This window comes from Microbulbifer marinus (assembly GCF_900107725.1).
Classification (GTDB): domain Bacteria; phylum Pseudomonadota; class Gammaproteobacteria; order Pseudomonadales; family Cellvibrionaceae; genus Microbulbifer; species Microbulbifer marinus.
Genome location: NZ_FNQO01000002.1, coordinates 715,075 through 738,851 on the forward strand (window position 1 = coordinate 715,075; position 23,777 = coordinate 738,851).

Genomic DNA, 23,777 nt, shown 5'->3' on the forward strand with positions numbered 1-23,777 from the left:
CGTTATACGGCGTCGGAAAGGCTGCTGAAGGTGAAGTCGCGCACTTTCAGTGCGGGAATCATCGCCGAATAACCCCACATGCCGACGCGCTCGGCACGGCCCATCTCCTCGATGTTGTTCAGCATAATCACCGGGCTTTCATTGAAACGGAAATTCTTGATCGGGTATTTGATCTTGCCGTTTTCGATATAGAAGGTGCCGTCGCGCGTCAGGCCGGTCAGCAGCAGGGACTGCGGATCCACCATGCGGATATACCAGGTGCGGGTCACCAGCACGCCGCGACGGGTGTTCTTGATCAGTTCCGCGGTCGACTTGTCGCCGCCAACCATAATCAGGTTGTTCCCCTGCGGTATCGCCTTTTCCTCCGACTGGCTGGCCCAGTAGCGGCTGCGCGGCAGGTTCTGCACCACGCCGTCCTTGATCCAGTCGACGCGCTCCAGCGCCATATGATCGTCTTCCGCCCAGGGCATGGCCGGCACATTCAGGTCGGCGGGGTCGGAGTAGATGTGTACGCGCTTGTCGAACATCTTCTCGCCGATGCGGTTACCACCGCCTTTCTTGCTCATAAAGCTGCGGCCCTCATCGGCGCTGCGCGCGTCGTAGTTCCACATCATAAAGCCGACCAGTCCGGATACCGCACTCGGCTCCAGGATCACGGTGTATTTGCCCGGCTCCAGTGCGCGCGCCTCCTGGGACATGACCGCCTTGTCGATGGCGACACCGGACACGCTGCCGGTGTCCATCGCGGCGAAATCGGATACGTCGCTCTGCGCCCAGCCGGAGCCGAGGCCGTTTTCGGTGCGCATGGTCACGGTGAAGTTGGCGGAAGTCGCGGCGTGGTAGCCGAACAGGCCATTGGTGTTGGCGACCGCGGCAAAGGAGCGCGCGTCCTCCAGGTAACCGGCCGCGACGACTTTTTTCTCTTTGGCCGCGATGATCGAATCGGCGGCCGCCTTGGCGCGCTGATCCGGTGTCATGTCTGCGGTGGATTTGGCAAAGCCGTCTACGCTCATGTATTTCTGCTTGCCCAGCAGCGGCATGGCTTCCGGATTGTCCGGCGACAGCTTGGCCAGCTCCTCGGCGCGGCGCATGACTTTCTCCAGCGACGCATCGCTGAATTCGTTAATGGTGGCGATGCCGGATTTCTTGCCGAATCGCGCTTCCACCGCCAGCTCGATATCGTTGACGACACCGCTGGTGGACACGCTGTTGCGCGCGTAGCGGATATTGCCGGTCTCGGCGCCGGTCAGCTGCGCACTGGCCGCTTCGGCTTTGCTGTATTTCAGCACCTTGTCGAGAATACGCTTCGCTTCACTTCTGGATAAAATTGCCATGTTTTTTGCTCCAAAAATTTATTGTTGTTCGTTCGTCTTGGGAATCTCCGAAATTCGTCATTCCGGCGAATGCCGGAATCCAGAAACTCTCGAACCGCCTGGACCCCGGCCTGCGCCGGGGTGACGAAAAAACTATTTAAAGATTCCCTACGAAATTTTCCGTTTGGTGTTTATTACATTGATCTGGTCGAACCGGGAGGTGGCACAGCCGTGCGAAACGGCGCTCACCTGGCTCGGCTGGCCCTTGCCATCGAAGAAGGTACCGCCGAGGCGGTAATCGCTCTCGTCGCAGATGGCGCTACAGGAATTCCAGAACTCCTGCGTGTTCGACTGGTAAGCGACGTCTTCCACCTGGCCGACGATCTCGCCGTTCTTGATCTCGTAGAACAGCTGCCCGCCGAACTGGAAGTTGTAACGCTGCTGGTCGATGGAGTAGGAACCGCGGCCGAGAATGTAGATACCTTTCTCCACATCGCGGATCATGTCCTTGACCGAGTACTTTTCCTTGCCGGGTGCCAGTGACACGTTCGGCATACGCTGGAACTGCACGCTGGACCAGCTGTCGGCATAGGAACAGCCGTGGGATTCATTCTGGTCAATCATGTGTACCTGATCGCGGGTGGCCTGGTAGTTCACCAGGATGCCGTCTTTGACCAGGTCCCAGCGCTTCGCTTGCACGCCCTCATCGTCATAGCCCACGGCGCCGAGGGAGCCGGGCTGGGTGCGGTCGGCAAAGAAATTGACCTTGTCGCTACCGTACTTGAACTTGCCGCTGCGCCACTTATCCAGCGTCGCAAACGAAGTGCCGGCATAGTTGGCCTCGTAGCCGAGTACGCGGTCGAGCTCCAGCGGGTGGCCGACGGATTCGTGGATCGTGAGGCGCAGGTGCAGGGGTTCCAGCACCAGGTCGTATTTGCCCGGTTCGATCGACTTGGCTGACAGCTTTGCCTTCGCCTGTTCGGCGGCGAGCTGTGCGTCCTCGACCATATCGTAGGAATCTTTGTACAGCGTGGTCTGGCCGTGGATCTTGTCCTCCTCGCGGCCATCCAGGTACTCGTAGCCGAGGCCCACCGGGGTGCTCAGGCCGTCGCGGGTCTTGAAGACACCGCTCTTCTTGTCCACCGCGGTCACCTGCATCGGTGCCCACAGGCGGTGCACGTCCTGATCGATATAGGAGCCGTCGCTAGAGGCGAAGTACTTCTGCTCGTTGACCAGGTACAGCGCCGAATTGATAAAGCTGGCTCCGGCATTGAGCGCGCTGTTGTTCACCTCCATCAGGTAGTCGACCTTCTCGCTGATCGGCACCTGAATGGCGTTCTTCTGAATCGGCGTCTGCCAGGACACCTCACCGACACCCTTGACCGGCGCCAGCTGCACCGGCTCGCTCTGGTATTTGGCATTGGCCCTGGCCACGGCGACGGCCTGGCGCGCGGCCCTGGCGACACCGTCGGGGGTCAGGTCGTTGGTGGCGGCGAAGCCCCAGGTGCCGTTGGCGATCACGCGTATACCGGCACCGAAGGATTCGGTGTTGACGATATTCTCGACGTTGGTTTCGCGGGTCATCACGAACTGGTTCAGGTAGCGGCCGATGCGCACATCGGTGTAGCTGGCACCGGCCTTGCGGGCGGTATTCAGGACCACGTCGGCGAGGACTTTCTTCTGGCCCACGTCCATGCCGTTGCTGGCCAGCTGTGCCGCGGATACCGGTACGCCGTAGACAGGCAGCATGATGCCGCCGGCTCCGACACCGGCGAGTTTGAGGAATTTTCTTCTGTCCATTGTCCTCCCCGAGCTCCCGACCGCGAGGGTCGCCGAGGGCGTAGTCGGGAGATTGGTTATTGTTATTGTCCGCTGCGCGGGGCAGCCCGTGGGCTCCACGCCGTACATCGGTCGGCGCAGCCACCAGCGGTCGAAAGGAACAGCTAATCCTGTCGGCCGGCGTTTGTAAAGCGGCGGGACGTTGAGTTGAGGGCTGGTGAAGCTGAATGGTTGGCCCGGGCAGTGGCGGCGCATTCAACGCGAGGGGGCATCTTGGTGATCGGGAAGCGCCCCTCGTCGTTCCTGCGCCGGCATGACGAACCAACTCTTTATAGCGCCGCGCGCGCCCGCACTTCGTCGAAGCTGGTCTCTGTCAGCAGCTGGCCGTCGCGGTAGACCGGCTGCAGCAGGCTCTGCCTATCGCCTAGCTCTTCCAGGCGGATCGTCTCCATGTCGCCGGCGGCGTTCTCGATCAGCGCCAGGCGGCCGCGCATGGACTTTTTCTCCGGACCGGTCACCGGGTTCTTGTAGACGTCGTGCCAGTGGCCGTCGATACGGATGGCGCTGGCCTTCATCGCGAAGCTGAGAATATCCCGGTCCAGCTTCTGCAGCAGCTCGCCGCCCATGCCGAAAGTGACATTGTCGGCGCTCTGCTTGCGCTCTTTCATCGCCTGCAGAATCTTCGGTATCGAGTGCCGCGAGATGCCGTCGCCCTGAATCACGCGCACGAAATCCGGCAGCAGCCGGTAGCCCTTGCGGTTGGTGGAGCAGCCGAAAATCCGCATCAGCCGCTCGAGGCTCTCGGTGACGATTTTGACCGGATCGCCGGAGTCGGGCCTGATCACCAGCGTGCCGCCGTTGTTGATGACCCGCTCCTTCAGCACCCCGCCCCAGATATTCTCGATCGCGTGCCAGATGTCGTAGCTGTCGCTGACCACCGCCACCAGTTTGCCCGGCCCGGCAAACTGGTCGAGCATGTTGGCGTAGGCGTCCGCCTCGCGCGCCTTGCCCCAGGCGGTCATGGTGCTGTGCTCGGCGGCGGGGATCGAGTAGCCGGCCATGTCGGCGCCGTAGAACTGCCGTGCCGCCACCAGGCCGGAGACCGTGTCGGTGCCCTGAAAATTCACCAGGTGCGCCATGCCCCCCAGCATCGCCGTCTCCAGGCTGCTGGCGCCGCGACCGCCGAAGTCGTGCAGCTTGAACGGCAGGTTGTCGAGCGAGTCGGCGGTGTCCCGCAGGTAGCCGGCGATGATTTTCTTGATCTCGCGGCTCTGCGTCGCCACTGTCATCGGATACCAGGTCGCGCGCACCAGCGCCGTTTCGATATAGCTGGTCAGCCAGAAGCAGCCGGGGCAGGTATTCACTATCTGCAGCATGACATTGTGCAGCGGCACCACCGTGCCCTCCGGCACCGCGGAGATCTCCAGCGGCAGCAGGCCGCCGTGTTCTTGCAGTATGTGTTCCCAGCCGGCGCGGTGAAACGGCAGCCCGTGGGCGTGCAGCATCGCCTCCGCCTCGTCGATATCCGCGGCGCTGATCGGCGTCTGCAGGTACTGCTTGATAAACGCCTGCAGGCCAAAAAATACTGCCTCCGGAAACTCGCCGCCGCGGCACTCGATGTAACTGCTCACATACTCGGCGCCCGGCGGATACTGCAGGTAGTGGCTCGCCTTGTAGCTGTCGACGTTGAGAATCAGGTTATGCGCGGACATTCGGGTAAGTGCGTGCCCCCTTTGGCTATTGCTCCCTTAGAAAGCAAAGCACAAGCGCCGCAGGCTGCCTGTCTGGCGCGTCATTCGTTTTGGGAAAATATTTCATTCGATAAGCGTTGACCGGTTCTAAACGCGTGTGTACTTTTGTATACATCGCAGAGAAGGGAATATCATGCTCAATAAAAGCCAATCCATATCGGCGCGCCTGTCAGCGGACGACTACGCCTACCTGATGTCCATCGACCGCAACGGCGCGGTCACCCAGAGCGAAAAAGTGCGCGAGCTGATCGCGATGGCGCGCGAATCCGTCGGCATGCACAGCTTTGCGCGTGCCTACATCGCCTCCGCCGAAGCCGTGCTGCCGATCAAGGCCCGCTATGCAGAGGAAGATAACCGCAGCCTGCTGGTGGAGGCGCTGCTGGAACTGCTCGCCGAGGGCGCCGCGGCGGTGCAGAGCTGTGCCGATGAGCAGCCGCTGGCGCCGCAACTGGAGCGAAAGTCACTGCCCGCCATCGAGGCTTTCCTGGAAAAAATTCTGTTACTCGCGCTGCAGGACAGCCCCCGCACCGCCGATCCCGAATCTGCCGCAAGAATAAAAAAACAGCTCGATAGCCTGCTGAACAAATAGTTAAATGAACCAAACGGAAGGAGAAAACAATGAAAGAAGGACTGGTAAAACGCATTTCCCGCTTGATATCCGCCTCCGCCAACGCCGTGGTGGATTCGGTGGAAAACGCCACCCCGCAGCTGGTAATGGAACAGGCGATCCGCGAAATCGACGATGCCATTGCCGAGGTGCGCGATCAGCTGGGCAAGGCCGAAGCGGCCAAATACCTCAGCAGCAAAACCCTCAACGATGAAAACAATCGTCACAGTGCGCTGGCGGAGCAGATCGACATTGCGGTGAAAGAGAACCGCGATGATCTGGCCGAGGCCGCCATTGCCAAGCAGATGGATATCGAGGCGCAGCTGCCGGTTCTGGAGAAGGCCATAAACGATGCCGATGCCGAAATCAGTGAGCTGAATTCCTATATCAGCGCGCTCCAGGGCAAGAAGCGCGATATGCGCGAACAGCTGCGCGAATTCGCCAAGGCCAGCGAGCATGTCAGCGATGGCGCCGGTGGCGAACAGCGCGGCAGCAGCCGCAACACCGCCGACAGGGTGGATCAGGCCGAGGGCGCCTTCAACCGCGTGCTGGAAAATGCCGGTGTGCCCACCGCACAGTCCAGTGCCGATGCGAGCAAGCTGGCCGAGCTGGAAGAGCTCGCGCGCAACAACCGCATCAAGGAGCGGCTGGCAAAAATTAAATCGGAGGCCTAATGGCGTTCCTGCTTCAAGACGGCAATCTGCTGTTTACCGGTGCGCTGGTATTGATGCTGATGATCGCGGTGCTGGAAGGCGTCATGACGCTGATCGGTGTCGGCATCTCCGATCTGCTCGACAACCTGCTGCCGGATGTCGACGTCGACCTGGATGCGCCGGACACCGAAGTCGGCGGCGTGCTGACCAAGTTTCTCGGCTGGCTGCGCTTCGGTGAAGTGCCGGCGCTGATACTGCTGGTCGCGTTTCTGGTCGCCTTCGGTATCAGCGGCCTGCTGATCCAGATGTTCGTGGATTCAATGGTCGGTTTCCTGCTGCCCGGCTGGTTGCTGGCGATTCCGGTATTGCTGCTGGCGCTGCCGCAGGTGCGCTTTGTCGGCAACCTGCTGCGACGTTTCGCCGTTGGCGACGAAACCGAAGCGGTCGGGCGCAATTCCTTTATCGGCCGCGTGGCGACCATCACCATCGGCGAGGCCGCCGCCGGCTCGCCCGCAGAGGCGCGCTTCAGCGATGAGTTCGGCACCACCCACTATGTGATGGTGGAGCCTGATGCCGATGACACTTTCAGTCAGGGAGAGCAGGTGCTGCTGGTGGAGGAGCGCGGAGCGAATTTCCGCGTGATTCGCCCGACCAACCAGCACCTGGTAAATAACTAAAAGGAAAAACAAATATGAACATGATCGATAATTTTTCCACGATTCTATTTATGGCCGGCGCGGTACTGGTTGGCCTGATCGTGATCGGCACCATCTTCGCGCGCCTCTATACCCGCGCGTCCAAGGAGCGCTCCTTCGTGCGCACCGGTATGGGCGGGCAGAAGGTGATCATGAACGGCGGCGCGCTGGTGCTGCCGGTGCTGCACGAAATCATCCCGGTCAACATGAATACCCTGCGCCTCGCCGTATCGCGCAAGGAACACCAGGCGCTGATCACCAAGGACCGCATGCGCGTCGACGTGCTGGCCGAATTCTACCTGCGCGTGAAGCCGGATACCGATGCGATCGCCAACGCCGCGCAGACCCTGGGTATCCGCACGCTGGATCCGGAAGCGCTGAAAGAGATGATTGAGGGCAAGTTCGTCGACGCGCTGCGTTCCGTTGCCGCCGAAATGGAAATGGCGGAGCTGCACGAGCAGCGCAGCCAGTTTGTGCAGAAAGTGCAGCAGGTGGTATCCGAGGACCTGCTGAAAAACGGTCTGGAACTCGAATCCGTTTCCCTGACCGGTCTCGACCAGACCCACAAGGAATTCTTCAACCAGGACAACGTGTTCGACGCCGAGGGTCTCGCCAGCATGACCCGCTCGATCGAGGCGCGGCGCAAGGAAGTGAACGACGTCGAACAGGAAACCATGGTGCAGATCGAGCTGAAAAATCTCGAAGCCGAGCGCCAGAAGCTGGAGATCGACAAGGAAAAACGCTACGCGTATCTGGAACAGCAGCGCGAAATCGAAAACCGCGAAGCGGCGCAGAAGGCGGACATGGCCAAGGAACTCGCGGCCCAGGAACGCGCCGCGCGCCAGGCGGAAATCGAGGCGCAGCGCGAAGTGGACCAGTCGCGCATCAGCGCCGAACAGGCCACGCGCCTGCTGGAAATCGAAAAGGAAAAACGCCTGCAAGAGCAGGAGATCGAGCGCGAGCGCATTCTCGATGAACAGCGTATCTCCAAGCAGAAATCCGTCGAGATTGCCGAGCAGGAACGCGCGATCGCCGTCGCGGAAAAATCCAAGGAGCAGTCCGTCGCCGACCAGCAGGCCAACGTGGCGCTGGCGGAAGCGGTGAGAGCCGAAGAGCAGGTGCGCACCGCCAAGGACGTGGAAGTCGCCGAGCGCGACAAGCGCATCGAAATCATCGAGGCGCAGAAGGAAGCCGAGCGCCAGGCCACCGCGATCAAGGTGGCCGCCGAAGCGGAAAAATCCGCGGCGGAAGACAAGGCCGAAGCGCTGCGTCTGCAGGCTGCCGCCGAGGCTGAAGCCGTGCGCATCAAAGTGGAAGCGGATCGCGAGAAGTACGCGGTGGACGCCGAGGGTCAGCGCCTGATGAATGAGGCCCTGAACAGCCTCAGTGACGCGCAGATCGCCCTGAAGCAGGTGCTCAGCCTGCACGAGAACCTGCCGCATATCATCCGCGAGAGCGTCAAGCCGCTGGAGAGCATCGAGGGCATGAAGATCATTTCCGTCGAGGGCCTGAACGGCATCGACGGCCGCGCCAGCGGCGGCATCCTCGACAGCGATGGCGAGGTCAAGGGCCAGAGCCTGCCGGAAGCCCTGGTCGGCAGCGCACTGAAGCATCGCGCCATGGCGCCGCTGGTCGATTCCCTGCTGAAGGAGGCCGGTGTCGGCGACTTCACCAAGATCCCGGAAACCGAAGCCTGATTTACCAGCATGATAAGCCGCCCTTAGGGCGGCTTTTTTGTGTTTAAACCAGTGTGGCGAGCCGCTGACTTTTCGGCTTTTATAGAACGATGGAATACAAGGACTACTACAGCATTCTCGGCCTCGAGCGCGGTGCCGATCAGGCCGAAATCAAGCGCGCCTACCGCAAGCTGGCGCGCAAATACCACCCGGATGTGAGCAAGGAGGAGCAGGCCGAGGACCGCTTCAAGGAAGTGAGCGAGGCCTATGAGGTGCTCAAGGATCCGGAGAAGCGCGCCGCCTACGACCAGGTCGGTGCCGGCTATCACTCCGGCGAGGAGTTCCGCCCACCGCCCGGCTGGGACGCGGGCTTCGAGTTCCACGGCGGCGGCTACACCGAGGCCGATCCGGAGGCGTTCAGCGATTTCTTCGAGAGCCTGTTCGGCCGCGCCGGCGGCTTTGGCGGCGGTTTCGGCGGCGCCCAGCGGCGGCAGTTCCACGCCGAGGGCGAGAACACCTACGCCAAGATCGCCATCGACCTGGAGGACAGCTATCGCGGCGGTACCCGTCAGATCACGCTGAAGCACTCGGTACTCGGGCCCGACGGCCGCCCCCAGATCAAGGAGCGCAAGCTCAACGTGAAGATTCCGAAGGGTATCACTGAGGGCCAGCAGATCCGTCTGACCGGCCAGGGCGAGCCCGGCGTCGGCGAGGGCAAGCCCGGCGATCTCTACCTGGAAATCACCTTCAATCCGCACCGGCTGTATCATGCCGAGGGCAAGACGGTATACCTGGACCTGCCGCTGACCCCCTGGGAGGCGGCCCTCGGTGCCAAGGTGCAGGCACCGACGCCGGATGGCCCGGTACACCTGACGATACCCGCGAACAGCAAGGACGGCAGCAAGCTGCGCCTGAAGGGGCGCGGTATTCCGGCCAAGGAGCCCGGCGACCTGTACGTCGTGCTGAATGTGGTGGCACCGCCGGCCAATACCGAGGCGGAAAAGGATGCCTATCGCCAGTTCAGCCAGGCATTTGAATTCGATCCGCGCACCGGCATGGGAGGCTAGCAATGGCGATCAGACATCACGACGAGATCACCGGCGCCATTCTCGATGAAGAGAGCGAACTGAGCCTCAGCGAGCTGTGTCGCGCCTGCGGCATGCCGGCGGAGCGGATCATCGCGCTGGTGGAGGAAGGCGTCATCGAGCCGCGCGGCCACCGCACGCGCTGGCGCTTCAGTGGTATCTGCGTGCGCCGGGTGCGCAAGGTTTACACGCTGGAGCGGGATCTCGGCGTCAATCTGGCCGGTGCGGCGCTGGCGCTGGACCTGCTCGAGGAAATCGAGCGGTTGCAGGCGCGGCTGGCGCGCCTGGAAAGTCGGGAGGATTAGGTTTGTCCGCAGGGCCGGTCAGCTGGTCGCCACCCGGGTAATCGTCATCACCAGATAGGTGTTGTAGGCGATATAGGCCAGCAGCAGCGCCGCACCCTCGAAGCGGTTGATGCGGCCCTGGCCACGGAAGCCGTAGCCGAAGATAAACAGCGCGATCGTCAGGCCCACCACCATCGGCCAGTCCCGCGACAGCAGTTCCGGCGGTACGCTCGACATGGGTGCAATGGCGCCGGCAATACCCACCACCGCCAGCAGGTTGAACATATTCGAGCCCACCACATTGCCGATGGCGATATCGTGTTCGCCCTTGCGGGCGGCGACGACGGTGGCCGCCAGTTCCGGCAATGACGTGCCCAGCGCGACAATGGTGAGGCCGATGATCAGGTCGCTGACGCCGAGTGATTCGGCGATGGTCACCGCGCCCCACACCAGGATGCGCGAGCTGACGATCAGCAGCGCCAGGCCGGCGATCACCCAGAAGATGGCGCGCCCCAGGGTCATCGCGTGGATTTCCAGCTCGCCCTCGATACTGCTCTCCATCACATCGCCCTTGCCGGTCATGGCCGAGTAGATGGTCCAGCCGATCAGGCCGAAGAAGCCCGCCAGCAGCACCATCGCTTCCCAGCGCTCCAGGCTGTCGTTCCACAGGAAGGCGCCGGTCAGGCAGCTGATGGCCAGTAGTAGTGGCAGCTCCTTGCGCACGATTTTCGAGTGCACGGCCAATGGAATCACCAGCGCGGTAACGCCGAGGATCAGGCCGGTATTGGCAATGTTGGAGCCGTAGGCGTTGCCCAGCGCCAGGCCCGGGCTGCCGTCCAGCGCCGCCATCGCAGACACCACCATTTCCGGTGCGGAAGTGCCGAAGCCGACGATCACCATACCGATCAGCAGGGTCGGCATGCCGGCGTGCTTGGCGGTCGCCGCCGCGCCCTCGACGAAGCGGTCGGCGCTCCAGACCAGTAGCGCGAATCCGGCGATGATGGCGAGGGCGGCGAGAATCATATGGCGTCCTATGTCGATACAGTCACGGTAGAGATTAGGGCAATCGCCCGGCAAACGGGGGGCCGATTGTACCGGCTCCGTCAGATTCAGGAAGGGCGCCGGCGAAATAGCATTCCCACATCGTACAAATTGCCGCGGTAGTCCGGCCGGTCAGCAGGCTTTAGCGCAAATACTGATCTAGAGTGAATGCATACGCGGGTAACTCTGTAGGGTTCTGTCTGGCGCGATGCGATGCGCCGGCGACTGCAGACCGGCCCGGATTCTTCGACCTTAACCCACACATGAGGTATTCGAGATGGCGTTGAAGGCAGTGAACGGTGTATTGGCGGTGCTCGCCCTGACGGTGCTGTGCACCGCCTGCGGTGAACGCGAAAAACGCGAGGAAGTTCGCGAGGAAAAGGAAATGGCGCCGGCCGCGGGCTGTTGCCAGAAGGCGGACAATTCCTGTGCCAGTCCGGTGACCCGGGAACAGTGCGAGGGGCTGAACGGCACCTTCCACGAGGGCGGTGCCTGCCAAGACGATGGCACCTGCGGCGTCCAACAGCCGCAATAGCCGCGCTCCTCTCCGTACAACCAGCCAGCCGAGCCGGCCGTGCGGGCTGTCGCACGGTCGGCTCAGTCTGTGCTGGTGATGCCAGCTGCTGAAACCCTAATGGGGTTTCGCGCGCTGCCGTTTGGGGCAGTCCAGCCGGGGGCAGTCCGGCCGGTCAGTGGGGCCTGTGGCGTCGGCGCATTACAGTGAAGGGGTACCCGAGCAACTGTGTAAGGGCCCTTGGCATGAACAAGAAACTGTTGTTGGGCGCCCTGATCGGCGCCGGCATATCCATGTTGAACAAGAAGCGCCGTCAGGCACCACCGACCGAGACGCCGCATATCCCCCCTCCCGATTTCTCCCGAGTGCCGCCGCCGACCTCCACCCGTGCGCCGCAGGACAGCGGGCTGGACAATGTCTTCGGCGGTCGGGCACAGCCTGGCGCCGTTCCCACGGTTGGTGGAGCCGCGGTACTGATGGATATCGCCCGCCGCATCTTCCAGCAGATGCAGCAGCGCGGCACGACCGGCGCATCGGCGGGCACGCCTGCCGGCACCGGCGACCTGAACGATATCCTCGGCCAGATCTTCGGCCGCCTGAACGGCAAATTCGGCCAGCAGGGCCCGCTGGGGCAGGGCACAGATGCCAGTGCCTGGCGCAAGGCGGGCCAAAGCGGCATGTTGGGTTTTGCCGCCAATGACAGCAGTCCCCACGGCCAGGAGCAGGCCGAGCTGATGCTGCACGCGATGGTCGCCGCCGCCCAGGCGGATGGCCGCATCGACGAGCAGGAGCAGCGCAATATCCTCGGCGCGCTGGAGGGCCAGCTGGACAGAGCGGAATTGCGCGAGCTGCAACGACTCCTCACCACGCCGGTGGACATCGACCAGGTCGTGGACCGAGTGCAGGACCCGGCTACCGCATTCGACGTCTACCTGGTATCGGCGATGACGATCAACGAGGACAACCCGCGCGAACACGCCTACATGGATCAGCTGGCGGCGAAGCTCGGTATCTCCGAGGAGGCCGCGCACCTGATCGAGGCGCAGGTACCCCACGCGGCCTGAGCGCGCAATAGTGGCAACGAACAAGGGCGAACCAACTGGTTCGCCCTTGTCGTAAGTAATCTTCTGTTTCCAAATCGTCACAACGGCGCAGGCCGGTATCCAGAACAACTATCGGAGTCGCTGGTTTCCGGTACCGGATCGAGCCCGGCATGACGTTCCTGCGCCGGAACGACGAAAAGTAATCAGGCGCCGGGCAGCAACTCGGCGAAGTTCTCCCCGGTCGGATAGCCGCCGGCAGACCAGCCCAAATGCACCACCACGGTGTTGGTCGAGGGCGAGATCATCACTACCTGCTTGCGGTTGCCACTCATGAAATAGGCATCCGCCGGCAACTGCGGGTAGCGCAGCGCATCGCCGCCGCCGTTCAGCCAGAACTGGTAGCCGTAGCGCGGTTCGTTGGCGCTGGGGTTCGGCGCCGCCGCGCGCGCGACCCAGTCGGCGCCCAGCAGCTGCTCGCCGCGCCACTCGCCGCGGTTCAGCATCAGCTGTCCCAGCCGCGCCCAGTCGCGGCCGGAGGCATAGATATAGGAACTGCCGACGAACACCCCGCTCGGATCCACCTCGAACACCGTATGCGCCATGCCCAGCGGCTGCAGTATCTCGCGGCTGAAGAAATCCAGGCTCGCCTGCACGTCGCCGCCGAGCTGCTCGTGCATCCAGCGCGCGAGCAGGTTGGTGGTGCCGGAGGAATAGGAAAAGTGTTGTCCCGGCTCATACATGGCCGGGCTCACCATGGCCACGTCCGACGCGCTGTGCGCGTTGAACAGCATCTTTGTCGCGTCGCTGCCCGGCGCATAGGTCTCGTCGAAGTCGAGGCCCGACGACATCCGCAGCAGATCCTCGAGCGCGATCTGCGCGCGCGCGTCCCTGGCCCATGCGGCGAACACCGGCTTGCTCTGGCTGTTCGCCAGTCCCAGGGCTTCCATGCGCCCCAGCATCATCGCCGTCAGGCTCTTGCCCATCGACCAGCCGAGCAGCGGTGTCTCGGCATCGATACCCGGGCCGTAGGCCTCTGCAAGCAGTTTGCCGTCCTGCACCACGACTAAAGCGCGGGTCTGCAGGCCGGCGGCGTTGTCCCGGGCGACGATCGCCTCAACACGCTGCTGCAGATTGGCGTCGATGGACGAAACGCTGCTGCCGAGCGGCCACTCGTCGCCGTTCGTTAGCACCGGCTGCACCTGCACCTGATCCAGCGTGCTGGTATCGCCGATATCCAGTGTGCAGCCGAGGCCGTCGCGGTAGCTGGCGCTGGTGCGGCCCATGCCGAGCAGCGCCGCGCTGACGCGCTTGTCGGCGTAGTGCAGATCCAGCAGGCGGTTGGCCGGGGAGTAGGAGGCCAGGTCGTCGACGATGCGCGCCTCGTCGAAGCCGGACACGAAACGGGCCGAGCAGGCCAGCTTGGCGCCCATGCCGGTGGCGACGCGCACGGCGCTGCCGAGCTGGGTGATGGAAAAGCCGAGCAGGCTCGGCGCCAGCAGTGCCAGGGCCAGCAGCAGTGCGGCCGCGCTGCCCAGCAGTAGCGTGATGGTTTTTTTCATTGTTGTTCCGTCGGGGCGTAGAAAGGTTCTGCCGACGGATTGTATCGGGCGTAGATGACCGTTACTGGTTCGTTTGAGCCGTAAAGCTGCCGGTTGGTGTCAGCTCCCGGCGCTGCGGTTTGGGTTCTGTGCACGTTAGAAATAGTGCAAGCCACTAGCTGGATTGGACCAGAAACTGGCGGACTAGGCTGGTTTTGCTGAATTTTGGCGCCATCTGGCCGCCATATAGCGGACTTCGCGCCAATTGGATGACCGGAATCCGCATCGGAGACCACAGATTGTGCCCGCACCCCTTGACATTAGTTGCACGTGTAACTAACTTCGTTGCACCTGAAACTAATGAGTATGCTGCCGCACGGATGGCAGCCCAACGAGAGAAAAAACGGAGGACCACATGGCCGATTTGTTTGAAAACCCGATGGGTCTCGATGGCTTTGAGTTTGTCGAATTCACCGCGCCGGAAAAAGGCATCCTCGAGCACGTATTCGCGGCCATGGGCTTCGAAAAGGTAGCCCGCCACCGCTCCAAGGACGTCGAACTGTGGCGTCAGGGTGATATCAACTTCGTCACCAACTACGAGCCGGGCAGCCACGCCCACTACTACGCCCAGGAGCACGGCCCGTCTGCCTGTGGCATGGCCTTCCGTGTGAAGGACGCCAAGGCCGCCTACGAGCGGGCACTGGAGAAAGGCGCGCAGCCGCGCGAAATGCACACCGGCCCGATGGAGCTGCGCCTGCCGGCGATCAAGGGTATCGGCGGTGCCACCCTGTACCTGATCGACCGCTACAAGGAAGGCGAGACCATCTACGACATCGACTTCGAGTGGCTGGAAGGCGTCGACCACCATCCGAAAGGCTGTGGCTTCCACACCCTGGATCACCTGACCCACAACGTCTATCGCGGCCGCATGGAGTACTGGGCCAAGTACTACGAAGACCTGTTCAACTTCCGCGAGATCCGCTACTTCGACATCAAGGGCGAGTACACCGGCCTGCTGTCCAAGGCGATGACCGCGCCGGACGGCAAGATCCGCATCCCGCTGAACGAAGAGGCAGCCGGTGGCGGCGGCCAGATCGAAGAGTTCCTGATGAAGTACAACGGCGAGGGCATCCAGCACATCGCCTTTGCCTGTGACGACCTGATCCAGTGCTGGGACCGCCTGAAAGAGCGCGGCATGGAATTCATGACCCCGCCGCCGGACACCTACTACGACATGCTGGAAGAGCGCCTGCCGGGCCACGGTGAGCCCACCGGTGAACTGAAGTCCCGCGGCATCCTGCTGGACGGCACCACCGAAGGCGGCCAGCCGCGCCTGCTGCTGCAGATCTTCTCCGCCAACATGCTCGGCCCGGTGTTCTTCGAGTTCATCCAGCGCAAGGAAGACGAAGGCTTCGGCGAGGGCAACTTCAAGGCGCTGTTCGAATCCATCGAGCGCGATCAGCTGCAGCGCGGCGTGATCGGCGACAAGAAAGAGGCCTGAGGCTGATGGGCATCAAACGCATTCACCACGTGGCCTACCGCTGCAGGGATGCCAAGGAGACCGTGGAGTTTTACCGCGATCTCCTCGGCATGGACTTCCAGCTGGCCATCGCGGAAAACGAAGTGCCCTCCACCAAGGAGCCGGACCCGTACATGCACGTGTTTCTCGACGCGGGCATGGGCAACGTGCTGGCCTTTTTCGAAATCCCCAACTCCCCGGACATGGGGCGCGATGAGAACACGCCCAAGTGGGTGCAGCACATCGCCTTCGAAGTGGAGGATATGGACGAACTGCTGGCGACCAAGGCCAAACTGGAAGCCGCCGGCGTGGACGTGCTCGGCCCGACCGATCACACCATTTTCCAGTCCATCTATTTCTTCGACCCGAACGGCCACCGCATCGAGCTGGCCGCCAACACCGCCAAGCCCGGTATGCACTCCGAGCTGAAGCGCGTGGCGGAAGAGATGCTCGACGAGTGGTCGCGCACCAAGAAGGCACCGCGCCACGCCGCGTGGATGCACGGCGAAGAAGAGTTCAAACCGACTGTTGAAGTGGAGGCACAGTGAAGTTAGCCAGTCTTAAATCCGGCCGCGACGGCCAGCTGGTCGTCGTCAGCAACGACCTGACCCGCATGGCAGTGGCCAGCGACATCGCCCCGACCCTTCAGGCCGCGCTGGACAACTGGGCGGCCGCGTCGGCGGACCTGGAAGCGCTGCACGCGAAACTCGAGAGCGGCGAGATCCAGGGCGAAGCCTTCGACCAGGCCAAGTGCCACTCGCCCCTGCCGCGCGCCTACCACTGGGCCGACGGCAGTGCCTACGTCAACCATGTTGAGCTGGTGCGCAAGGCGCGTAACGCGGAAATGCCGGAGAGCTTCTGGACCGACCCGCTGATGTACCAGGGCGGTTCCGATACCTTCCTCGCGCCGCGCGAGCCGGTAAAAATGCCGCAGAGTGAAGGCTTCGGTATCGACTTCGAAGCAGAAATCGCCGTGATCACCGATGACGTGCCAATGGGGGTGACCGCGGAAGACGCGCTCAAGCACATCAAACTGGTGATGCTGGTGAACGACGTTTCCCTGCGCGGCCTGATCCCGAACGAGCTGGCCAAGGGCTTCGGCTTCTACCAGTCCAAACCCTCCAGCGCCTTCTCGCCAGTGTGCGTGACGCCGGCGCAGCTGGGTGACAACTGGAAGGAAGGCAAGCTGCACCTGCCGCTGGTATCGCAGCTGAACGGCAGCAAGTTCGGCGAGCCGAATGCCGGCGTGGACATGACCTTCCACTTCGGCCAGCTGATCGCCCACGCGGCCAAGACCCGCCCGCTGGGTGCCGGCACCATCATCGGTTCCGGTACCGTGTCCAACAAGCTGGACGGCGGCCCGGGCAAGCCGGTGGCCGAGGGCGGCGTTGGCTACAGCTGTATCGCCGAGATCCGCATGATCGAGACGATCCAGAACGGCCAGCCGAGCACGCCGTTTATGCAGTTCGGTGACAACATCGCCATCGAGATGGCGGACGAAAACGGCCAGTCCATTTTCGGCCGCATCGAGCAGACGGTGGAGCAGGCGTAACGCCGCCAGCGCGAACAAAAAAGGCCACCAGTAGGTGGCCTTTTTTATTGTTTCCTTCGCACCCTGTTCGGTATTCCCGTCTGCCGCCCGCACAGGCCATGCGGCTATTGTTGCATTTTCACCCGCCGCCGCCAGGGCCAGTAGTTACGCGGCTCGCGTCCGATACTCCGATGTTATTCACAGATCTATCCAGGTAATGTGTGAGTAACCGCAGCGTCACACTGAGCGTGGCCAACCGCTAGAGTTGTTCGCGGTTGAGACGCTGGTCCATCGCCGGCGCGCGGTAGTCCTGCATCTGCTGCAGCAGGTGCGCCGGATCGTCCGCTTCCAGCAACATGTGTCGGTACTGCGGGCGCAGCAGTTCCTCGGCCACGCTGTGATCGAGAAAGGCGATCAGGTGCCGGTAATAGCCTTCCACGTTCAACAGCCCGCAGGGTTTGGTGTGGAAGCCCAGCTGCGACCAGGTGAGAATTTCGAACAGTTCCTCGATGGTGCCGAGTCCGCCAGGCAGCGCAATAAAACCATCGGACAGATCCGCCATCAGTGCCTTGCGCTCGTGCATCGAGCCCACCACGTGCATTTTCGTCAGGCCCGGGTGCGGCACCTCTTTGACTGCCAACGCCTCCGGAATAATTCCCGTCGCGCGGCCGCCCCGCGCCAGCACCGCGTCGGCCACCGCGCCCATAATGCCGATACTGGCCCCGCCGTAGACCAGGCCGATATCCCGCGCTACCAGCTCCGCCGCCAGTGCCTCGGCCGCTGCCGTGTATTCAGCACGTCGCCCGGCGTTGGCTCCACAGTAGACACAGATATTTTTCATTCCTCCCCCATTTTTAATCGCCCTTTTTTCATTCGCCGCTGGCCGCCCCAGATAATTCCGCAGCGACAGGGCCGCTGCGAACCGCGGCTACTTGCCCGGTTGGAACTGGTACACCAGCTTGAGCCAGACGTAATCACCCTCGGGCGTATTCTCGGTATCCAGTTCCGGCAACCAGCTCAGTTCCACCAGGAAGTTGTCACTGCCCATCGGCAGTAAATAGCCTGCCACCGGCCCGATTCCCGCCGAGCGCTGCTTGAAGTCACCCGGTATGATTATTCCCGGCTTGCGGTCCGCGCTCAGCTGCTCCGCCCAGAAGCCGTTCAGGCCCAGGGTAATGAAACCGCTGCCGGCCTTGATCATCTGCTGGATGCTGGCATCCAGGTGAAACAGCCGGCCGCTGCGGTAGTCGGTGTCCGAATTCTCCTCGTTGAACATGACACCGGCAAAGGCCGAGAAATTAAAACCCGCGGCCAGGTTCGAATAGGCCGCGCCGCCGACCAGGTCCAGGGCCCAGTAGTTGAGCCCCTCGTTGGCCAGCCGGCCAACTTTATAGTCGCCAGTGGGCGCGTGCGCGGCAACCAGCAAGTTGTATTGCCAGCAATCGTCCACCCAGGCCATCAGCGCCGGGATCAGCGTGGTATCCCCCAGCCCCGAGACGGAATCCCGCCGGCGCACGTTGCCGAGGCTGGTCTCGACCGCACCGGAAACCGTCACATCGACCCAAGACGGAAAGGCACCGAGGCTGTATTTGGCGCCCAGCACCGGTTGTTCGAACGTATAGATGACACCGGGCGCAAAGGCATCGAGGTCGACATCCAGCCCCAGCGCCACCACGCCGGCAATGGGCGTATCGGCGCTGGCACCGAAATCGCCGCTGTAATGCAGGTATTGCGGTTTGATCACCCAGCCGGCCTGCACCGGCGCCCGGTCGATCAGCGTAGCCATGGTGCCCGGCACGTAGTAGCCGATGCCGCCCTCGGTGGCGTTGGCCGGCATCGACGCCGGCAGCAGGGTCAGTGCTGCGGCCATTGCAGCCGCGCAAGTACCGGCACCTGCCGGCCGGGATAGGGAAACTTTTACAGTCACTCCGCGCCTCCTCTGCGTCGTCGCTCCCGATTCCGTGGGAGAAGTACAGATTCAGTTTAGCTGTCGCCTCCGGCATGCACGGACCGGTTCGTGTAAACCGGTCAGCTTTAGGGTGCAAGAAAGTAAACAATTTGACAGTTTGCTCGATGAAGCTGCCGGCACAATGGACACTGCCCGCTCTGTACTCCCCGTAAGCGGATACAGGCGTGACGCAAAAAGCCAATAGTGCCCGGTGGCGGGCACTAATGACCCCGGCGCTTCCGGCGCCTACAACGCTTGGTGAGAGAGGTAAGAAAATAATAATGAGTGAACAGAAGTTATATCCGCAGTTCCGCAACGCCGCGGAGTTTATCGAGTTCCACTGCAACAAGTTTTCCGACAAGCCGGCCTACCACTGCCTCGGGCAGACGCTGACTTTCGCCGAGCTGGAAGAAAAGTCCCGCAGCCTGGCCAAGTGGCTGCAGTACGAGTGCGGCCTGCAAGCCGGCGATCGCATCGCCATCCAGCTGCCGAACATCACCCAATACCCGATTGCCGCCTACGCCGCGCTGCGCGCCGGCCTGGTGGTGGTCAACACCAACCCGCTGTACACGCCGCGGGAAATGCAGCACCAGTTCAGCGACTCCGGTGCCCGCGCGCTGGTGATCCTGTCTGACATGCTGCCGAAGTTCGAACAGATCAAAGCCGATACCGGTATCGAAAACGTGCTGGTGACCGGCGCCGCCGACCTGATCGCGCCGCCCAAAGAAAAAACCCACGGCTATCACGATTTTGTCGCCGCGCTGGAGCAGGGCGCCGCGCTGCCGAAACTGCAGCCGCTGACCGCCACCCGTGAAGATATCGCCGTGCTGCAGTACACCGGCGGCACCACCGGCGTCGCCAAGGGCGCAGCGCTGACCCACGAAAATATTCTCGCCAACGCCGCACAGATGCTCGACCGCATCAGCCAGCGCTGCGCGGAAGGCGAGGAGATTTTTGTCTGCCCGCTGCCGCTGTATCACATCTACGCGTTTACCGTGAACATGCTGGCGCTGTTCAGCCTGGGCGCGATGAATATCCTGATTCCGAACCCGCGCGACCTGGACGGCTTTGTCAAAACCATCGAGCCGTTCCAGTTCACCGGCCTCGCCGGCATCAACACGCTGTTTGTCGGCCTGTGCCGCCACCCGGGCTTCCAGGCGCTGGATTTCTCCAGCCTGAAGGTGACCTTCTCCGGCGGCAGCGCGCTGACCAGCGCCGCGGCCGAGCTGTGGCAGTCCGTCACCCGCTGCCCGGTGACCGAGGGCTACGGCCTCTCGGAAACCTCACCGGTCGCCACGCTGAACACCTTCGACGCCGAGGAGATCGGCACCGTGGGCTCGCCGCTGCTGCAGACCAAGGTGGAAGCCTGGGACGAGGACGGCAACACGCTGCCGGTGGACGAAGTGGGTGAGCTGGTAATCAGCGGCCCGCAGGTCATGCTGGGTTACTGGCAGCGCCCGGACGAGACCGCCAAGGTGATGCACAACGGCTTCTTCCGCACCGGCGACATGGGCATGGTGCAGGCCAACGGCAATATCAAGATCGTCGATCGCCTGAAAGACATGATCATCGTGTCCGGCTTCAATGTGTACCCGAACGAAGTCGAGGACGTGCTGACCCGCCACCCGCAGATTATCGAGGCCGCCGTCACCGGCACCGAGGACGACAAAACCGGCGAAGCCGTGGTCGCGCACCTGGTGCTGGCGGGCGACATCAGCGAGCAGGAGATCGTCGAGTACTGCCGCCAGGAGCTGACCGGCTACAAGGTGCCGAAGCATGTGATCGTGCACAAGGAACTGCCGAAATCGACCGTCGGCAAGATCCTGCGGCGCGAGCTGCGCGATCAGCCGGTGCCCGCAGCGGAACCCGCCTGACGGATAGCAGCCACTCTGTTGATCGAAAAACGCGGGCCCCGGCCCGCGTTTTTTATGCCCACAAAGCGCAGCCGCCGTGCGACGGGATGAGGGCCGCAAATGTGCGCCGCCATGGTATGGTTGACGGTTATAAAAACCATGACCATGGAGACACAAGATGGCGTCGAGGCCCCACCCGTTTCTGTTCCCTATCGCGCTTCGCTCTGTTGCACTCCCCGTTATCGCACTCCTGTGGCTGCTGACCCCGCTGGTCTGGGCCGCCACCGCCACCGAGCAGCTACAGAGCGTCATCGACGATCACTGGCAGTACAGCCTCAAAGAAGACCCGATCATGGCCGGCCGCATGGGCGTGCCGGATTACAACGACCGCCTGCCGGGTGTCTCCCGGGAAGACCACGCGCGGCGCCTGACCGCCGAGAAGGAATTCCTCGCGCGCCTCGAGCAGATCGACGCCAACCAGCTGAGCGAAGCCGACCGGGTCAACCACGAGCTGCTCACCTGGGTGCTGCAGAACTCCGTCGAGGGCAACCAGCTCTTCATCGACCGCATGCCGTTCAACACCTTCTACAGCTTCTGGGCCAATGCGCTGGAGGCCAACGACGGCCTGGCGATGACGAAGGCACAGGACTACGAGGACTACATCGCGCGCATCAAGGATTTCGGCCGCTACTTCGACGAGAACATCGCCAATATGCGCAAGGGCATCCAGGATGGTTTCGTGCAGCCGAAGATCGTGGTCGAGGGTGTCGCGCCGACCGTGCGCGCGCAGGTGAAGGAGGATCCGAAGCAGAGCAAGCTCTATCAGCCGTTCGAGAATATGCCCGAGTCCATTTCGGAGAAGGAGCAGCAGCGCCTGCGCGCCCGGGGCCAGCGCGCGATTAAGGCCAGCGCCATCCCCGCCTTCGCCCGTGTGGCCGACTTCCTCGAGGGCGACTATATGCAGGCCGCTCCCGATTCCATCGCCGTAGAGGACCTGCCCGGTGGCAAGGACTACTACCGCCACGCGATCAAGACCTACGTGACACTGGATATGGACCCGGCCGAGATCCACAAGATCGGCCTCAGTGAAGTGAAGCGCATCCGCGCGGAAATGGACCAACTGATCGAGGACAGCGGCTTCGACGGCAATTTCGAGGAATTCACCGAGTTCCTGCGTACCGACCCCCAGTTCTACGCCAAAACGCCGAAGGACCTGCTCAAGGAAGCCTCCTATATCGCCAAGAAGATCGATTACCAGCTGCCGGCATTCTTCGGCAAGCTGCCGCGCCTGCCCTACGGCGTGGTGCCGGTGCCGGACGAGATAGCCCCCAACTACACCACCGCCTCCTATAACCCGGCCGCCATCGGCGGCACCCGCGGCGGCGCCTACTGGGTGAACACCTACGCACTGGACCAGCGCCCGCTGTACGAACTGCCGGCCCTGACCCTGCACGAAGCCGTGCCCGGCCACCACCTGCAGGGCGCGCTGAGCCAGGAACTGGAAAACGTCCCCGACTTCCGCCGCAACCTCTACCTCAGCGCCTTCGGCGAGGGCTGGGCGCTCTATTCCGAGCGCCTCGGCAAGGAGATGGACGATATCTACACCACCCCCTACGAAAATTTCGGCCGCCTCAGCTACGAAATGTGGCGCGCCGCCCGCCTGGTGATCGACACCGGCATCCACTCCCAGGGCTGGACCCGCCAGCAGGCGCTGGACTTCCTCTCCAACAACACCTCCCTGTCAGACGCCAACGTGCGCGCCGAAGTGGACCGCTATATCTCCTGGCCGGGGCAGGCGCTGTCTTACAAGATGGGGGAGATCAAGATTCGCGAATTGCGAGCCAAAGCCGAGAAGGAGCTTGGGGATAAGTTTGATCTGCGTGCGTTCCACGATGCGGTGTTGGCGAATGGGGCGTTGCCGATGGAGATGCTCGAGGAGCAGATGGAGCGGTTCGTTGCCGAAGCAAAAAAATCGTAAGGCTATCGATTTTAATTCTACTGCGATACGAACGCGCGGCGCCGCGAATAATTTACCTAAAGGATCAAAATGATAACGGAAGAAGAAGCTAAATCCATAGCAATAAAAGAGACTGATTATTGCTATGTTATTGCTCAGGCTTGGGAGGCAGAGCCGTTTAACTCCATTTGCCTGGAGCGAATTTTTACAAAAGGTGGCTGCGAAGAGATCCGAATGGCGTGGTGGAAAAATGGACGGCAAACTATGCGTCCGGCGGATATAGATGCTCCTGGTTGGGGCCGGCTATTCTCTGAAGCATTGAAAGAGGGGGTTTTTTTAGATTCTGAAAAGTTCGGAATGTTAAAGTCGCTTTTAAGCTAGGTGCTCAAGAAACGGTCGCATAGAGAAGTTAAATATTCAATATAGAAAGGAAATTCATTTCCCAAGGGCTGTCAAATTATCTTCATTTGGTTGGCCCTTAGGTATTGATCGCCAGTTCGCAATATTTTTTATTTCGGATACTTTTCACTTTGTTAATGGCGGTTGGGGGTAATTATCCGTCGCCGATTTCCTTTGTCCTAGAAATACTCCTAATTCTGAAGAATGTAAAAATTCGCCGAGATGAAACTCGCTGATTTTTTGATTTGGAGCGTAAACGTCTATTAAAGGGAAAAGCTTTCACTCCAACGAAGAGATAATTTTTTTCAGCCTTATTTGACCACTTAAGTTAAGTGGCACAGCCAACACGTTCCAGTTTTCGCTCCCCTTTATTTAAAGCGAATTGTCATCAAAAGATTGGCGGTAAGCGATTGCTAAATTTTCGCAAATGGATGCCGGCTTGTTTACATACGGCTGCGCTGGCTAATTTTAAAATCGAGTATCTGGTTAGGGTTAACACCACGTGGTCTTCGAAATCCGTTGTGGCGGGTTTAGGGCCAATTAGCTTGGTGCGGACAGTGCCGGGTCGACGAAAGGAGAAAGCGATCAAAA

The 23,777-nt window shown here is 61.7% G+C and carries 21 protein-coding genes; 14 read left to right on the forward strand and 7 right to left on the reverse strand.

What is annotated here, in order from left to right:
• Nucleotides 1-2 precede the first annotated feature (2 nt).
• The 3 genes from BLW36_RS11125 to BLW36_RS11135 all read right to left on the reverse strand — a co-directional run bounded on the left by BLW36_RS11125 (nucleotide 3) and on the right by BLW36_RS11135 (nucleotide 4,804).
• The gene (locus tag BLW36_RS11125; RefSeq protein WP_091388246.1) at nucleotides 3-1,334 is read right to left on the reverse strand and encodes a TldD/PmbA family protein; all 1,332 of its coding nucleotides are present in this window, start codon (nucleotides 1,332-1,334) and stop codon (nucleotides 3-5) included.
• Nucleotides 1,335-1,481: 147 nt separating this feature from the next.
• Nucleotides 1,482-3,113, reverse strand: a complete 1,632-nt coding sequence (locus tag BLW36_RS11130) for a TldD/PmbA family protein (protein ID WP_091388248.1) — start codon at nucleotides 3,111-3,113, stop codon at nucleotides 1,482-1,484.
• Between the two features lie 308 nt (nucleotides 3,114-3,421).
• Nucleotides 3,422-4,804 (reverse strand): nicotinate phosphoribosyltransferase, encoded by a 1,383-nt coding sequence (locus tag BLW36_RS11135; RefSeq protein ID WP_091388251.1) that lies wholly within the window; start codon nucleotides 4,802-4,804, stop codon nucleotides 3,422-3,424.
• A 172-nt stretch (nucleotides 4,805-4,976) separates the two neighbouring features.
• Here BLW36_RS11135 and BLW36_RS11140 point away from each other — a divergent pair, with 172 nt between their 5' ends.
• The 6 genes from BLW36_RS11140 to BLW36_RS11165 all read left to right on the forward strand — a co-directional run bounded on the left by BLW36_RS11140 (nucleotide 4,977) and on the right by BLW36_RS11165 (nucleotide 9,864).
• Entirely contained in the window at nucleotides 4,977-5,432 is a 456-nt protein-coding gene (locus tag BLW36_RS11140; RefSeq protein ID WP_091388253.1) for a hypothetical protein, read from the forward strand.
• Between the two features lie 29 nt (nucleotides 5,433-5,461).
• A complete protein-coding gene (locus BLW36_RS11145; protein ID WP_091388255.1) occupies nucleotides 5,462-6,124 on the forward strand; it encodes a PspA/IM30 family protein in 663 nt (220 codons plus the stop codon).
• Nucleotides 6,124-6,780 (forward strand): YqiJ family protein, encoded by a 657-nt coding sequence (locus BLW36_RS11150; protein WP_091388257.1) that lies wholly within the window; start codon nucleotides 6,124-6,126, stop codon nucleotides 6,778-6,780. The genes BLW36_RS11145 and BLW36_RS11150 overlap by 1 nt, the downstream gene beginning before the upstream one ends.
• Nucleotides 6,781-6,794: 14 nt before the next feature.
• A complete protein-coding gene (locus tag BLW36_RS11155; protein WP_244506220.1) occupies nucleotides 6,795-8,495 on the forward strand; it encodes a flotillin family protein in 1,701 nt (566 codons plus the stop codon).
• 89 nt (nucleotides 8,496-8,584) lie between these two features.
• Nucleotides 8,585-9,541: a DnaJ C-terminal domain-containing protein gene (locus tag BLW36_RS11160; protein ID WP_091388259.1), complete on the forward strand. Its 957-nt coding sequence runs from the start codon at nucleotides 8,585-8,587 to the stop codon at nucleotides 9,539-9,541.
• Nucleotides 9,542-9,543: 2 nt separating this feature from the next.
• The gene (locus BLW36_RS11165; protein ID WP_091388261.1) at nucleotides 9,544-9,864 is read left to right on the forward strand and encodes a chaperone modulator CbpM; all 321 of its coding nucleotides are present in this window, start codon (nucleotides 9,544-9,546) and stop codon (nucleotides 9,862-9,864) included.
• An 18-nt stretch (nucleotides 9,865-9,882) separates the two neighbouring features.
• Here the strand turns inward: BLW36_RS11165 and BLW36_RS11170 are convergent, their stop codons facing one another.
• A complete protein-coding gene (locus tag BLW36_RS11170; RefSeq protein ID WP_091388263.1) occupies nucleotides 9,883-10,866 on the reverse strand; it encodes a calcium/sodium antiporter in 984 nt (327 codons plus the stop codon).
• 295 nt (nucleotides 10,867-11,161) lie between these two features.
• On the opposite strand from BLW36_RS11170, the gene BLW36_RS11175 reads away from it, so the two are divergent.
• The gene (locus BLW36_RS11175) at nucleotides 11,162-11,419 is read left to right on the forward strand and encodes a hypothetical protein (RefSeq protein WP_091388265.1); all 258 of its coding nucleotides are present in this window, start codon (nucleotides 11,162-11,164) and stop codon (nucleotides 11,417-11,419) included.
• A 224-nt stretch (nucleotides 11,420-11,643) separates the two neighbouring features.
• A complete protein-coding gene (locus BLW36_RS11180; RefSeq protein WP_091388267.1) occupies nucleotides 11,644-12,462 on the forward strand; it encodes a DUF533 domain-containing protein in 819 nt (272 codons plus the stop codon).
• A 182-nt stretch (nucleotides 12,463-12,644) separates the two neighbouring features.
• On the opposite strand, the gene BLW36_RS11185 is transcribed toward BLW36_RS11180, so the two are convergent.
• Nucleotides 12,645-14,000: a serine hydrolase domain-containing protein gene (locus tag BLW36_RS11185; RefSeq protein WP_091388269.1), complete on the reverse strand. Its 1,356-nt coding sequence runs from the start codon at nucleotides 13,998-14,000 to the stop codon at nucleotides 12,645-12,647.
• 394 nt (nucleotides 14,001-14,394) lie between these two features.
• On the opposite strand from BLW36_RS11185, the gene hppD reads away from it, so the two are divergent.
• From hppD to BLW36_RS11200, 3 genes are read left to right on the forward strand one after another with little or no spacing between them, the layout of a single operon-like run.
• Nucleotides 14,395-15,480, forward strand: a complete 1,086-nt coding sequence (gene hppD / locus BLW36_RS11190; protein WP_091388271.1) for a 4-hydroxyphenylpyruvate dioxygenase — start codon at nucleotides 14,395-14,397, stop codon at nucleotides 15,478-15,480.
• Nucleotides 15,481-15,485: 5 nt separating this feature from the next.
• On the forward strand, nucleotides 15,486-16,046 hold the full coding sequence (locus BLW36_RS11195; protein WP_091388273.1) for a VOC family protein: 561 nt from the start codon (nucleotides 15,486-15,488) through the stop codon (nucleotides 16,044-16,046).
• On the forward strand, nucleotides 16,043-17,050 hold the full coding sequence (locus tag BLW36_RS11200; RefSeq protein ID WP_091388275.1) for a fumarylacetoacetate hydrolase family protein: 1,008 nt from the start codon (nucleotides 16,043-16,045) through the stop codon (nucleotides 17,048-17,050). The genes BLW36_RS11195 and BLW36_RS11200 overlap by 4 nt, the downstream gene beginning before the upstream one ends.
• A 238-nt stretch (nucleotides 17,051-17,288) precedes the next feature.
• Here BLW36_RS11200 and BLW36_RS11205 read toward each other — a convergent pair whose 3' ends face one another.
• Together BLW36_RS11205 and BLW36_RS11210 are read right to left on the reverse strand one after the other, a co-directional pair.
• Complete coding sequence (locus tag BLW36_RS11205) at nucleotides 17,289-17,870, reverse strand: LOG family protein (RefSeq protein WP_091388277.1); 582 nt, start codon at nucleotides 17,868-17,870, stop codon at nucleotides 17,289-17,291.
• A gap of 87 nt (nucleotides 17,871-17,957) precedes the next feature.
• Nucleotides 17,958-18,956, reverse strand: coding sequence for a SphA family protein (locus tag BLW36_RS11210; RefSeq protein ID WP_139304867.1), 999 nt, complete (start codon nucleotides 18,954-18,956; stop codon nucleotides 17,958-17,960).
• 302 nt (nucleotides 18,957-19,258) lie between these two features.
• On the opposite strand from BLW36_RS11210, the gene BLW36_RS11215 reads away from it, so the two are divergent.
• The 3 genes from BLW36_RS11215 to BLW36_RS17155 all read left to right on the forward strand — a co-directional run bounded on the left by BLW36_RS11215 (nucleotide 19,259) and on the right by BLW36_RS17155 (nucleotide 23,168).
• Entirely contained in the window at nucleotides 19,259-20,851 is a 1,593-nt protein-coding gene (locus BLW36_RS11215; protein WP_091388281.1) for an AMP-binding protein, read from the forward strand.
• A gap of 157 nt (nucleotides 20,852-21,008) precedes the next feature.
• The gene (locus BLW36_RS11220) at nucleotides 21,009-22,808 is read left to right on the forward strand and encodes a DUF885 domain-containing protein (RefSeq protein ID WP_091388283.1); all 1,800 of its coding nucleotides are present in this window, start codon (nucleotides 21,009-21,011) and stop codon (nucleotides 22,806-22,808) included.
• Nucleotides 22,809-22,877: 69 nt separating this feature from the next.
• Nucleotides 22,878-23,168, forward strand: coding sequence for a hypothetical protein (locus BLW36_RS17155; RefSeq protein WP_139304868.1), 291 nt, complete (start codon nucleotides 22,878-22,880; stop codon nucleotides 23,166-23,168).
• Nucleotides 23,169-23,777: the final 609 nt, after the last annotated feature.